The sequence below is a fragment of the Streptomyces sp. NPDC026575 genome (genome assembly GCF_055567415.1).
On the sequence record NZ_JBVHQM010000016.1, the window covers coordinates 146,999 to 159,287 of the forward strand.

At 69.8% G+C, this 12,289-nt stretch carries 14 protein-coding genes and 2 pseudogenes; 8 read left to right on the forward strand and 8 right to left on the reverse strand.

Annotation, left to right across the window (positions count from 1 at the left end; genetic code table 11):
* Nucleotides 1-16 precede the first annotated feature (16 nt).
* Entirely contained in the window at nt 17-397 is a 381-nt protein-coding gene (locus ACZ4NB_RS23060) for a VOC family protein (protein WP_467664272.1), read from the reverse strand.
* A 173-nt stretch (nt 398-570) separates the two neighbouring features.
* Complete coding sequence (locus ACZ4NB_RS23065) at nt 571-1,365, reverse strand: NAD(P)H-dependent oxidoreductase (protein ID WP_467664273.1); 795 nt, start codon at nt 1,363-1,365, stop codon at nt 571-573.
* Between the two features lie 97 nt (nt 1,366-1,462).
* Between ACZ4NB_RS23065 and ACZ4NB_RS23070 the strand changes: the two genes are divergently transcribed.
* Complete coding sequence (locus tag ACZ4NB_RS23070; RefSeq protein WP_467664275.1) at nt 1,463-2,401, forward strand: helix-turn-helix transcriptional regulator; 939 nt, start codon at nt 1,463-1,465, stop codon at nt 2,399-2,401.
* Nucleotides 2,402-2,707: 306 nt separating this feature from the next.
* On the forward strand, nt 2,708-3,529 hold the full coding sequence (locus ACZ4NB_RS23075) for an alpha/beta fold hydrolase (RefSeq protein WP_467664277.1): 822 nt from the start codon (nt 2,708-2,710) through the stop codon (nt 3,527-3,529).
* Between the two features lie 11 nt (nt 3,530-3,540).
* Here ACZ4NB_RS23075 and ACZ4NB_RS23080 read toward each other — a convergent pair whose 3' ends face one another.
* A complete protein-coding gene (locus ACZ4NB_RS23080; RefSeq protein WP_467664279.1) occupies nt 3,541-4,023 on the reverse strand; it encodes a hypothetical protein in 483 nt (160 codons plus the stop codon).
* A 108-nt stretch (nt 4,024-4,131) separates the two neighbouring features.
* Nucleotides 4,132-4,644 carry a hypothetical protein gene (locus tag ACZ4NB_RS23085; protein ID WP_467664281.1) on the reverse strand — a complete coding sequence of 171 codons (513 nt, stop codon included), beginning with the start codon at nt 4,642-4,644 and terminating at the stop codon, nt 4,132-4,134.
* Nucleotides 4,645-4,718: 74 nt separating this feature from the next.
* Here ACZ4NB_RS23085 and ACZ4NB_RS23090 point away from each other — a divergent pair, with 74 nt between their 5' ends.
* From ACZ4NB_RS23090 to ACZ4NB_RS23100, 3 genes and pseudogenes are all read left to right on the forward strand, one after another.
* Nucleotides 4,719-5,111: a helix-turn-helix domain-containing protein gene (locus tag ACZ4NB_RS23090; protein WP_467664283.1), complete on the forward strand. Its 393-nt coding sequence runs from the start codon at nt 4,719-4,721 to the stop codon at nt 5,109-5,111.
* Nucleotides 5,112-5,201: 90 nt separating this feature from the next.
* The gene (locus ACZ4NB_RS23095) at nt 5,202-5,612 is read left to right on the forward strand and encodes a VOC family protein (protein ID WP_467664285.1); all 411 of its coding nucleotides are present in this window, start codon (nt 5,202-5,204) and stop codon (nt 5,610-5,612) included.
* A 428-nt stretch (nt 5,613-6,040) separates the two neighbouring features.
* Nucleotides 6,041-6,160: pseudogene (locus ACZ4NB_RS23100) on the forward strand (IS5/IS1182 family transposase); the annotation flags it as partial.
* 140 nt (nt 6,161-6,300) lie between these two features.
* On the opposite strand, the gene ACZ4NB_RS23105 reads toward ACZ4NB_RS23100, so the two are convergent.
* The 3 genes from ACZ4NB_RS23105 to ACZ4NB_RS23115 all read right to left on the reverse strand — a co-directional run bounded on the left by ACZ4NB_RS23105 (nt 6,301) and on the right by ACZ4NB_RS23115 (nt 8,228).
* Nucleotides 6,301-6,489 carry a hypothetical protein gene (locus ACZ4NB_RS23105; RefSeq protein WP_467664287.1) on the reverse strand — a complete coding sequence of 63 codons (189 nt, stop codon included), beginning with the start codon at nt 6,487-6,489 and terminating at the stop codon, nt 6,301-6,303.
* Nucleotides 6,490-7,037: 548 nt separating this feature from the next.
* On the reverse strand, nt 7,038-7,388 hold the full coding sequence (locus ACZ4NB_RS23110; RefSeq protein ID WP_467664387.1) for an LppU/SCO3897 family protein: 351 nt from the start codon (nt 7,386-7,388) through the stop codon (nt 7,038-7,040).
* A gap of 552 nt (nt 7,389-7,940) precedes the next feature.
* Nucleotides 7,941-8,228 (reverse strand): hypothetical protein, encoded by a 288-nt coding sequence (locus tag ACZ4NB_RS23115; RefSeq protein ID WP_467664289.1) that lies wholly within the window; start codon nt 8,226-8,228, stop codon nt 7,941-7,943.
* A gap of 610 nt (nt 8,229-8,838) precedes the next feature.
* Between ACZ4NB_RS23115 and ACZ4NB_RS23120 the strand changes: the two genes are divergently transcribed.
* Entirely contained in the window at nt 8,839-10,428 is a 1,590-nt protein-coding gene (locus tag ACZ4NB_RS23120) for an amino acid adenylation domain-containing protein (RefSeq protein ID WP_467664291.1), read from the forward strand.
* 225 nt (nt 10,429-10,653) lie between these two features.
* On the opposite strand, the gene ACZ4NB_RS23125 is transcribed toward ACZ4NB_RS23120, so the two are convergent.
* Nucleotides 10,654-11,319 carry a TetR/AcrR family transcriptional regulator gene (locus tag ACZ4NB_RS23125; RefSeq protein WP_467664293.1) on the reverse strand — a complete coding sequence of 222 codons (666 nt, stop codon included), beginning with the start codon at nt 11,317-11,319 and terminating at the stop codon, nt 10,654-10,656.
* Between the two features lie 128 nt (nt 11,320-11,447).
* Here ACZ4NB_RS23125 and ACZ4NB_RS23130 point away from each other — a divergent pair, with 128 nt between their 5' ends.
* Nucleotides 11,448-12,017 carry a dihydrofolate reductase family protein gene (locus tag ACZ4NB_RS23130; protein WP_467664295.1) on the forward strand — a complete coding sequence of 190 codons (570 nt, stop codon included), beginning with the start codon at nt 11,448-11,450 and terminating at the stop codon, nt 12,015-12,017.
* A 54-nt stretch (nt 12,018-12,071) separates the two neighbouring features.
* Nucleotides 12,072-12,283: pseudogene (locus ACZ4NB_RS23135) on the forward strand (DUF4287 domain-containing protein).
* Nucleotides 12,284-12,289 lie beyond the last annotated feature (6 nt).

A 12,289-nucleotide genomic window follows, 5' to 3' on the forward strand; every position in this document is an offset into this window, starting at 1 on the left:
ATTCACCCCTCGCGGCTCACTGCGCCCGTGCCCGCTCGGCCGCGCTGCGTTCCACACAGAACTCATTGCCCTCGGGATCGGCCATGGTCACCCAACCCGTCCCGTCCGGATTGCGGTGATCGCCGACCACGGTCGCGCCCAGGGCGAGGATCCGCTCCACTTCCTCATCGCGCGAGCGGTCTTGCGGCTGCAGATCGACATGCAACCGGTTCTTCACGGCCTTGGCTTCCGGGACCGTGATGAACAGGAGGTTCGAGCCGGGTGCCGTGACCACCGCTTCGGGGTCGCCGGGGAAGTCGTCGTCAGCGAGGGAGCCGCCCAGGACCGCGGCCCAGAACTGCCCCAAGCGGTAGGCGTCGGAGCAGTCGATGGTGAGGTGTCGCACAACAGAGGCCATGCGGCGCACTATCGGCCAGGGAGACGGGGTCTGTCCAGCGCAATTTCCGCGGGGCGGGCGCCGTGCGCCGGGCGGTATGCACGGTGCTCTCGGCCTAGTTGGCCCAGGCACGCCGTGTCTGGGCCAACGAGGCCGGAAGGCGGCCACCGGCCATTCGTCGGTGACCCCGGGCCTCAGGCAGATGGGCGGACGTGGAGGGCGAGCCCGCTCGTCCCCGGCACCTCCACGTCCGGTAGCAGCCGCATCTCGCGGTCGTAGTCGCCGCCGACGAGTGACCGGAACGGGACCGGCTCGTCGGTGAAGAGCCCGTCGAGCCGTCTGCCGTAGTCCCGCTTGGCCGCCTCGAACCGTTCCTCCGGCAGGTCGACGGTGCCGTACACGGCGAACGGATCGAGCGGCGTCATGCCCGTGAACCAGAACAGGCCGTGCTGCACCGGGTGGAGGACGTCCGACAGCCGGCCATGGATGCCCCGGTCGGAGAATGCCGACTCGCGGGCGCCGATCGTCACCGACACCAGCGCCCGCCGTCCTCCCAGCGCGCCTTCGCTGTAGGGCGGCGGGACCGCCGGGCCGTGTGCGAACCCGTTGGTGAACACCCGGTCGATCCAGCCCTTGAGTATCGCGGGCACGGAGAACCACCACATTGGGAACTGCAGGATCACCGCGTCCGACCAGCGCACCTTCTCCTGTTCGGCCGCGATGTCGGGCGACAGCCGACCTGCCAGCGTGGCCTGCTCATGGGCGGCCAGCACATCCAGCCGGTGGTCCGCGCTGTGGTCGGGGAAGTCGTCGACGTCCACCGCCGCCTTCCACTTCATCGAGTAGAGGTCGGACACCCGTACTTCGTGGCCTGCCGCTCGCAGGTGCTCGACCGCGAAGGCGGTCAGCGCGGCGTTGAGCGAACGGGGTTCCGGGTGGGCGCTGACGACGAGGATCTTCTTGCGCTGCTGCGGTGTTGCTTCGGTCATGCCCTTACGTTCTCCCGGGCGGGACCGGGTAGCCAGCACCCTGGTCAACGGCGGAACGGCGATCCTGGTACTGCGAGGGCCACGCATACTTGGGCGTATGAACGGCCCGCACCACATCGAGCGCACAGACGGCATGGACAGCCGCAGCGAAGACGCCACCCCGAACGGCGAGGGAACCGAACGCATCGACGGGATCGGCGATACCCGCACGGCGCTCGGCGGCTTTCTGCGCGCCCGCCGGGGGCGCGTGGCGCCGGAGCAGGTCGGCCTCGTCGGCGGCCGTCGCCGGAGGGTGCACGGGCTGCGGCGCGAGGAGCTGGCCCAGCTCGCCGGGATCAGCGTGGACTACTACGTGCGCCTCGAACAGGGCCGGGCCACCCAGCCGTCCCCTGAGGTGCTCGACGCGCTCGCCGGGGCGCTGGGCCTCGACACGGCCGAGCGCAGGCACCTCGCCACCCTGGCCGGGGCGCGGCGCGACCCCGCCCCCAGCGCCCGGGTCAGCCCCCTGCTGCAGCGGCTCCTGGACGGTATGGCCCACTTTCCGGCCTTCGTGACGAACCAGTGTCTCGACGTCGTGGCCTGGAACAGCCTGGGCGCCGAATTGATCGGCGGCCTGTCCGCCCCCGGCCGCCGCGACCGGAACAACGCCCGCTACCTCTTCCTCGACCCCGCGGCCCGGAACCTCCACCCCGAGTGGGAGGACCGCGCAAGGGAGGCGGTGGGGCAGCTGCGGGTATCCGCGGGACGCTACCCCGGCGACGCGGCGCTGACCGCGCTGATCACCGAACTGTCCGCCCACAGCACCGAGTTCCGGCGGATCTGGGCCACCGGCGAGGTCGTGATGTGCGCCGCTGGACGCAAGCGGCTACGGCACCCGGAGGTCGGACTGCTGACCCTCGACTACGAGACGCTGCACGTACCGGCCGTGCCGGGCGAGATGGGCCTGGTCGTGCACGTGTTCAGCGCCGAGGAGGACAGCCGCGAGGCCGCTTCCCTCGCCCGACTGGCGAGGGCCGTATCCAACGGAGGCGGCTGACCCGCGGGTCACGTACGACACCACGGCCCTCCCGGTCGGTCTGCCGTCACACACTGACATTCAGGGCATTTCCCCATCACTCTCCCCATCGCTCTCCCGTCGCTCGCCTCATTCCTCGCCTTGATCGTTCCGTCGGCGACCCCTGCCCAGCATGACGCGGTCCGTCATCGCAAGGGGGCGCGGATGTGACATCGGGCTGGCGACGGAAGTCTTGACGGTTCCTGACTCGGAAGTAACTATTCCGCTTACGGTTCGACATTGTCGACCGCAGTTCGGGAAGTGGCCCCGTCCGAGAAAGGTCCCACCATGCGTCTGCGCTCCCGCCTCCGCTTTGTGACCGCTGCTACGGCGGCGGTGGCTCTCGGCTTCATGGGCTTGACCGCCACCGCCCATGCCGCCGTCACCGACATCCCCCCGGCGGGCGCCAACGACTGGTCGTGCAAGCCCAGCTCGGCACACCCGGAGCCGGTCGTCCTGGTCAACGGCACGTTCAAGACCATGGCCGAGAACTGGGCCACGCTCTCGCCGAACCTGGCGAATGCCGGCTACTGCGTGTTCGCCTTCAATTACGGGCATGCCGCCACCGACCCCATCCCCGACTCGGCGTCCGAGCTGCGTGACTTCGTGAACGCCGTACTCGGATCCACCGGCGCGAAGAAGGTCGACCTTGTCGGCCACAGCCAGGGCGGGATGATGCCGCGCTACTACATCAAGTTCCTCGGCGGTGCGAACAAGGTCGACGACCTCGTGGGCATCGTGCCGTCCAACCACGGCACCTCGAACCCGTTGGCCCTCGTCGCCGGAGCCACCGTCTGTCCGGCCTGTGTGGACCAGACCACCGGCTCCGATCTGCTCACGAAGCTCAACGCCGACCCCGAGGCGCCGGCAGGTCCCGACTACACCCAGCTCGCCACCAGATACGACGAGGTCGTGCTCCCCTACACCAGCTCGTTCCTGAGCGGTCCGGCAGGCGGTGTCACCAACGTCCTCCTACAGGACAAGTGCCCGCTCGACACGACCGAGCACGACCAGGCCACCAAGGACCCGGTCGTCGCCCAGTGGGTGAAGCACGCCCTGGACCGGCAGGGCCCGGCCGACCCCGGCTTCCAGCCCCACTGCGTCGGCTGAGCGCAGCCGACTCAGGCCGTGGACTGACGTACCCGGCCGTTCCCGCCCTCGCCTCCGCGGTGGCGCTTCAGGCCGACGAACAGCGCCCAGAACAGGAGCGCGGCCGTCACTGGCCCGCCGACCCAGATGACGAGCCCCGCGCCGATGTTCGCGCCGATCACCCCGGCGGTGAGCACCCGCCAACCCGCGCCGACGATCAGCCCGGCCACGAGCAGAGGCAGAAGCACCATCCACCGGCCGCGGTCGAAGGCTCCCTTGCGCGAGGCGTACGCCAGCAGTGCCGCGGTCACGACCGTCAGCACCAGGGAAATGACACCGAGAGAAGTCTCCGGGCCCGCTGAGAGGGGCAGTGGTTCGACCGCATGGTCGAGCTCGGACGGCGAGTAGCCGGCTGCGTCCTGCCGCCCGATCAGACCCCATGTGGCAATCGGCACGGCCGCCACTAAGACTGCGGAGGCCGCGGAGGCCGCGGTGTGCAGTTTGTGCGTTTTCATGGGTGGCATGGTGCCCGCTCCGCGTCGGACGAGTCATGAGCACGCGTACCTAGTTCCGGCGTCCCTGGGTACGTCGCCCTAGTTGCGGCGTCCCCGGGTACGTCGCGCCTAGATCCACCGTGCCTGGATCCGTTGTGCCACGGCGTCGCCGATTGCGGTACCCGGCGTGCCGGACAGCAGCTCCTTGCCTCCCGGGTACCGCAGGTCGACCCGGACCGACCGTTCGAAGAGGAAGTCCGCTTCGACAAGCCGGGCGGCCTCGGCCAGCCGTCCTGACAGCTGCGACGCGAGCAGAGGCTCGTTCGGCACACCGAAGCGCGTGTAGCGGTCGTCGTACTCCTCGTCCCAGGTGAAGAGGTAGGGCCCCCGTCCCAAGGCGACAGCGCAGTGCGTCTCGGGGCATTCCTCGGGATCGTCGTGGCAAACCCAGTCGAACCACTCAGGGTGCTGCGCCCTCGCCTGCGCGGTCGCAGCACCCATGGTCGACTCCCGGGCATGGGCCGCAGCGGGGACGGGCCCGAAAGCGGAAGAGAACATGCCCACCCGGCCGGCCGAGTCCACTGCCCACCAATGGAACTGGAGGCCCCAGCAGGGATGCACGAAGGGGTTCGGTTCTGTCACGGTGCCCAGCCTAAGGCGGCAGGCTCGCAGGTCATCTGCGATGGGTGGGTGGGGAGCTGTGGTGTGATGGCGCTGTGAGCCGCGCCGTAGAAGAGACCAATCGCCGCATGCTGCGGGCACGGGACGCGATGGACCGCGCCTACGCTCAGCCGCTGGACGTCCCGGCCCTGGCCCGGATCGCCCATGTCTCGGAGGCTCACTTCACGCGCACCTTCCGGGCCACGTTCGGTGAGACGCCGCACCGCTACCTGCAGCGCCGCCGTGTCGAGCGGGCGATGTTCCTGCTCCGGGAGACCGACCGCAGCGTGACGGACATCTGCTTCGCTGTCGGCTTCGGCAGTCCGGGGACCTTCAGCCGAACGTTCCGCGACATCGTCGGACGGTCGCCGCGGGAGTACCGGAAAGAGGCGACGGCCACGGGTGTGCCGACATGTTTCACGATGGCCTGGACGCGGCCGAGCGCTTGATCGCCCGCTCGGACCTCACCGTCCGCGCCACGCACGCAGTGAGCAGTTTTGGATAAGTTTTCGCTGGTCGTGCCCAGTAGCGTGATGCACATGTTCAACGCGATCACGCATTCTGCGATGTACGTTCTCGACCAGGACGAAGCTCTGGACTTCTACGTCGGCAAGCTTGGCCTTGAGATCAACACGGACGTCGACCTGGGCTTCATGCGCTGGCTGACCGTCAACGTTCCCGGCCACCCGGAGCGTCAGATCCTGCTGGAGAAGCCGGGCCCGCCGGCCATGTCCGAGGAGACGGCGGAGCAGGTCCGCGAGCTGGTGACCAAGGGCGCGATGGGTGGCTGGCTCATCCTCACCACGGACGACTGCCGCTCGACGTACGAGACGCTGCTGGGGAAGGGCGTCGAATTTACCGAGGAACCTACCGAGCGCCCCTACGGAATCGACTGCGGCCTCCGCGACCCCTTCGGCAACCGGATCCGCTTCACCCAGCCGAAGGGCTAGCGGAGTCGTTCGACCGCTTCGGCGCGAGCGGCTGGTTCGGCGCGCATGGGCAGTCGCCGGCTGACGGGCTGTGGCTGCGGTCGGTTCCGCACGGGCCCGCTGATCTGGCATCCGAGCAGCATGGCCGTGGTACGGGATCGTGGAGTTCCCGGCACAGCGGACCGCGGCCGACGCCAACGTCGAGGGCCGCGAGATCGCGTGGGTATGCGCGTCACGGCCGACGCACAGAGCTGAGCGTGTGGGTGCTGTCCTGGTTATGAGGGTGCTGTCCCGGTCACGGTGATGCGGTGGCCGGGACAGTGAGCCTTTTCCAACTTGGTGGTCAGGCAGGCCAGTTGGTCTGACATACAGGTGAAGCCTCTGACAGATGGGTTTTCGACCAAGAAATCCGTCTCCACCAGAGGCTTCGTGTGCTTGTTGCCCGGACGGCATTGACGAGGGCGTTCGTGCTGCTGGACGGGTCTCTCCTGCCGATCGACCGGTTCACTGCCGACCGCCCCTTCTACTCCGGCAAACACAAGAGGCACGGGATGAACGTGCAGCTCCTTCGCGCGCGGGCAGAACCTGGAAGAGCAGCTCGCCGCCGTGCCGGTCCAGCGCCATGTGTACGAGTTCGTCGCTGCAGAGGAGATCGGCGCGGCAGTAACGGGCGCGCCGATGGTCACAAGGTCCGTACTACTCAGGCTAGTTAGTGGTGCTCTTCCAGGATGAAGGCGTCCTTGCCGATCATCATGACCTCGCCCGGCTGCATCTGAAGTACGCCATTTCCCTCCTGACGTACGCCGATGCCCTTGGGTGTGCTGGCACTGCCGAAAAGGACCACGCACAGTGCCAGCACGAGTGTGGTCGCTGCGATGATGTCCGTCTTGTGCGGCAAAGCGTGCCCCCGGTTCCTTGCCTTGATGTCGCGATGACCCTAGTGGATCCCTGCGCCCCGACTGGCACAGGGGCATGCCCCACGGCCGAGCCCAGTGCCCCGAGCCGGCCCTCAGGGGTGCCCGGCGTCGGGCAGCCAATGTTGATAGCCGATAGCCGATAGCCGATACCGGTTACCGGTTACCGGTGCGGGTTCGCGGGTGTCTTCTTCCTCGCAGCGGTCGGCCACGGCACCGAACAACACCGGCCGCGTTGATGGTCTGGCCGTCGTGCTGGTCTCTGGGTTGTTCTCCGTCTGCCTCGGTCCCGTCGTCGACCATGTGGGCGTCGACCGTGTCTTGTGCGTCGTCTTGGGGGTCATCGGCGGTCGCTAATCCCGAACTCCTTGCCGAAGCCACGCTGCTCCACTGGCACCGCCTGGCAGGCAGCACCATCTGACGCTTCAGGCGTCGCCCGCCCGCCGGACCTGGCCTCACCCGGAGTAACGCCCACGCCCGGGCCCACGCCCGGGCCCACGCCCGGGCCTGCGCCCGGGGGCCTGTGCCTGGGTTAGTGGCGTACCGGCTTTAGGCACAGTGTGGTTTGTCCTTGACGGCCGCCGCGCTCGGTGTACTTGTCCAACTCCTGCGGGCACGTGCCCTGGAGCGACGCATCGATCACGATTTTGTACTCGGCCTTCGCCTCGCCGCAGTCGATGGTGAAGAGCACCGGGTCGCCGTGCGTCCCGCGGTTCTCCAGGCACTCGCCGACCTTTGCGTCGCGGGCGACCTTGGCCGAGGGTTTGCCGTCGTCGGTCAATGTGCTCAGCCCCCAGAAGCCGACGCCGATGGCGATGAGGACACCCACCGCGACCACTGGCCGTAGCCACGGGCGCCGCTCGGGCCCGGTGGGGGTGAACATCGCCACGCCCCGCTGCTGCACGGGCGGCTGGCCGTAGCTCGGCGGCTGGCCGTAGGCAGGCGGCTGTCCGTATGCGGGTGGCTGGCCGTAGGGGAGTGGCCCACCGGCGGGTGCCCCGCCGGTGGGAACGCCGGGACCGGCCGGCGGCTGGCCGTAGGGCACCGGGCCGGGCTGGCCGGGCTGGCCATAGGGTATCGGGCCCTGGGGTGGGGGGCCTTGGGGTGCCGGGCCCTGGGGTGTGGGGCCTTGGGGCGGCGGTGGTGAGTACGCGGACATGCGGGTCCCCCTGTGGTACGCGGCTGACCTGGCCTGCTTGGTGCGGCCCGGCACCGCTTCGAGTGTGACCAACAGGCTAAGAGGCCCCACCCACGCCCCCCACAGGGGGGCCACCCACCCGGCTCCCCGCTCGTGGGCTGTCCGCTGTCCGCTGTCCGCTGTCCGCTGTCCGCTGTCCGCCGCCCGCCGCCCGCTGTCCGTCGTCCGTCGTCCTTGGTCAGCCGGGCGTTGTCGGCCCGGCCGGGCTGTGGGGGTTGTGTGTTGGTGGGCTGTGTGTCACAGGCAGATGACGACGAGGCCGGTGCAGTCGTCGCCGCCGTCGTTGCCGCCGTGGTTGCCGCCGTGGTGTCCGCCGCCGTAGCCGCCCCAGGCGTTTCCCCATCCGTTGTCGTGGTCGCCGGCCGGACTCGATTTGGAAGCGGCGGCGCCGTGGGGAGCGGGGGTCACGGCCGCCGCGGAGGTGGCGGTGGCCACCGTGGCCGCAAGGGCGAGGCCCAGGGCGGCACCGGCCGCGCCTATTCGCGAAACGGTCTTCTTCGGGCGATTCATCTGAGAAGTGTTCATGAAATCACCATGCACGTCCCCCTGGGCACCTTCGCCCCGAGTACAGCTGATCGAGTGACCACACGTAATCCAGCGAATAGGCCATCCAGAGAATCGGCCATCCGGCGTATAGGTCATCGCGCGTATAGGTCATCCGGCGAACCGGCCTTTTGCAGAACCCACTTCGCTCGCCGCTCGCCGCTCGCCGCTCACCGCCCTGCACTGCCCCCGGTGCCTTTCCCCGCCTTTCGCCGCCCTTCGCCGCCTGGCTTCACTGGCCCCACGGCCGCTCACGGCCGACCACGTGCGGCCGCGTCCGCCCACGTCCGCCCAACGGCCGCCCACGGCCGCCCACGTCCGGTCGCGTCCGGCCGTGGTCGGTAGGGCGGTGACGGCGCAGGGTCGTCGCCTGGCGTTCCCGCGTCTTTTCGGTTTCGGGGGATTTCGGTGCGCGTTCGGCACGCGCGGCGGTCGGCGGTCGGGCAGGGGCGTCGACAGGCGCCGGGGGCTCGGACTGGGCAGGGTGGAGACATGAGCCCTACACCCTGGCCCTGCACTCTGATGTCTCCGCTGTCCCTGCCGGCCTGCGCCGGTGCCTGTGTGATGGCTCCGCCGGCCTGAGATGGTCACGGTGCCGAAGCGACGCCTGGGCGGCGGACTGTTGCACCACGCGAACAGCCTGCCCGACCACATTGCGCTGACCCTCGGCGGGCGCGCGTACACCTACCACGAGGTTGCGGACACCGCCCGTCGGTGGGCGGCCTCGATCGTCGAGGCGGCCGGGCCCAGGCCGCGGCGCGTTGGTGTCCTGGCCTCCCGCAGCCCGGCCGCGTATCTGGGGGTGGCGGCCGCGCTGTGCGCCGGAGCGGCCTTCGTCCCCTTGAGCCGGCACCTGCCGCTGCGGCGGACCCGAGCCATGCTCCAGGCGTCCGCGCTCGATGCGCTGATCGTCGATGCGGCGTCGGTGGAGCAACTGCCCCAGCTGCTGGCCGGCCTGCCGCGCCGGCCGGCCGTGCTGCTGCCCGACAGTGTGCCCACGAGTTGTGGGGACCTCGGTGAGGGTCCCGTCCTGCACGCCGCCGATCTCGCCGCCGCGAGGAGGCTTGAGCAGTTGCCCGAGCCCGGCTGCGACGAGGCGGCGTATGTGCTGTTCACCTCGGGCAGTACCGGTGTGCCCAAGGCGGTGCCCATCACCCACGCCAACATCCGCTCCTTCCTGACCGCCAACCAGGACCGTTACCGGCTCAGCCGCGAGGACCGGTTGACGCAGATCGGCGAGCAGACCTTCGACCTGTCGGTCTTCGATCTGTTCATGGCCTGGGAGAACGGGGCGCGGGTCTGCGTCATGGACCCCCGGGAGCTGTCCGCGCCCTTCGCCTACCTCGAACGCGAGCAGATCACCGTCTGGTTCTCGGTGCCCTCGGTGGCCGCGGCGCTGCGCAGGAACGGCGTGCTCACGCCCGGTTCGATGCCCACGTTGCGCTGGAGCCTGTTCTGCGGTGAGGCGCTGCCCCGAGCGACCGCCGAAGCCTGGCAGGCCGCCGCGCCCGCCTCGGTCGTGGAGAACCTCTACGGTCCCACCGAACTGACCATCGCCTGCACGGTCCACCGCTGGGATGCGCGCACCAGCCCCGCCAAGTGCGTGCACGACAACGTCCCCATCGGCCTGCCCTACCCCGGTCTGCACACGCTGATCGTGGACGAGGACCTGACTCCGGTCGCGGACGGCGCCACCGGCGAACTGTGCGTGGCCGGCCCCCAGACCACCCCCGGCTACTTGGGGGCACCGCAACTGAACGCCGAGCGCTTCTTCGTACGCGACGGCGAGAGGTACTACCGCACCGGCGATCTGGTGCGCGTCCACCACGGCCAGCTGGTCTGCATCGGCCGCAACGACCACCAGGTCAAGATCGACGGCTACCGGATCGAACTGGGCGAGATCGAGGCGGTGCTGCGACGGGCCGGGGCGGTGGAGGCGGTGTGCCTGCTGTGGCCGGACGCGGCGACGATCACCGCCGTGCTCTGCGGTGCGCCGGACCCGGCCGCCGTGGCCGAGGCCTGTGCGCGCAGCCTGCCGCCCTACATGCTGCCCGCGCACGTCCACACCGTCGAGACGATGCCGCTGAACACCAACGGCAAGGTGGACCGCACCGCACTGCGCCGCCGGCTGGAGGACCGGTTGGTTCCCGGACTCCTGCACGAGGCCGCGTCCCCCTCCTGATCCGTACCGCCACCGCCACCGCCGCAATGCGGCCACCGCCGCAATGCCGCGGCCGCGGCTGCGCTCGTCCGGCCGCAGGTCGCACCCACCTTGCTCGGAACACACCCAGCCCCGCCGGGATCGCACCCACTTCCGCCGGGGGCGCACCCGCTCCGCCGGGGTCGCCCCCAGCCCCGTCGGGGCCGCACTCTCTCCGTCCGGATGGCAGCGTCTGTACCCGGGGGTTCAGATGCCGCGTTCGATCATGTCGATGACCTGCTGGCCGGCGTCGTGGGCCTGGGTGGGGGCAAGGCCGCGCAGGGGGCCGTCGATGAGGAGGGCGGCCAGGCCGTGGACCGCGGACCAGGCGAGGAACTCGGCGCCGGGGCGGCGGTCTTCGGGCAGGAGGCCGGTCTCGACGAGGTCGTCGAGGGCGGCGCCGAGGAGTTCGAAGGGGGTTTTGCCGGTGGCGCCGGCGGAGGTGTCGGCGGCGGCGTGGGTCATATCGCCCGGGACGTGGAAGGCGGTGCGGAACAGGCCCGGCTCCTCCTGGGCGAAGCGCAGGTAGCCGGTGCCGACGGCGCGGAAGCGGGCCCGGGCGCCGGCCACCGCGTCCGTGGCCGGCGGCAGGGCGGCCTGCTCGGCTTCCATGGTGCGGGCGACCTGGGCCATGGCGGCCTGGGAGACGGCGTGCAGCAGGGCGCTGCGGTCGGCGAAGTGGCGGTAGGCGGCGTTGGGGACGACTCCCGCCTGGCGGGTGGCGGCGCGCAGCACCACGGCCTGTGGCCCGCCTGCGCGGGCGAGGTCGAGTCCTGCCTTGATGAGGGTGTTGCGCAGATCCCCGTGGCGGTAGGTGTCGCGCTGGGGTTTGCCGTCCTGGGCCATGGCCACCAACTCCAATGTGGACAGCATCCACTTAACTCGTCTAGGCTTCTGCATGATCGACCGGGGGGCGCGGATCACCACACCCCCCGAATGTGGACATCGTACACAAGGGCTGGTCGCAGACGGCCCGGCGCTCACACAGCAGGGGGACTTTCATGGGCAGGATCACCCACTTCGTACACCAGTCGCTGGACGGCTACATCGAGGGCCCGGCCGGCGAGTTCGACTGGCCCGTCATGGACGACGAACTCGCCGACTATTCCCGCACCCTGACCGACAGCGCCGACATCTTCCTCTACGGACGCATGGTCTGGGAGATGATGGCCGGCTACTGGCCCCGCGCCGAGGAGTACTCCACCCACCCCCACGACCTCGCGTTCGCCCCCCTGTGGCGCAAGGCATCCAAGATCGTGGTCTCCTCCACGCTGACCGAGGCCGACCACAACACCCGCGTGCTGCGCACCGACGTCGTCCAAGAGCTCACCGCCCTCAAGCAGAGCGGCGCCCACCTGCTGCTGTTCGGCGGCTCCACGCTCGCCGGATTCCTGACCGAGCACGGGCTGATCGACGAATACCAGATCCTCGTCCACCCCGTGGTGCTCGGCGGCGGTAAGCCCGTCTTCCGCACCCCCCGGCAGCGGCTCGACCTCACCCTCACCCACTCCCAGACCTTCGACTCCCAGGTGGTCCTGCTCCGCCACACCCCGACCGCCCGACCCGCCTGAACCACCACCCACCACTCTCACCGGCAGCAGTACCGGCCCGAGGACGGAACCGACATGACCACCACAGCCCGCGGCCCCGCCAGCTACTTCCCCTCCATCGAGAACAAGTACGGCCGCCCATCGAGGAGTGGATCGACCTCATCCGCACCTCGCCCCTGACCAAGCACATGGAACTCGTCACCTGGCTCAAGACCGCACACCAACTGGGCCACGGCCACGCCAACGCCCTGGTCGCCCACACCCTCGCCCAGGACACCGGGAAGTAACCGGCC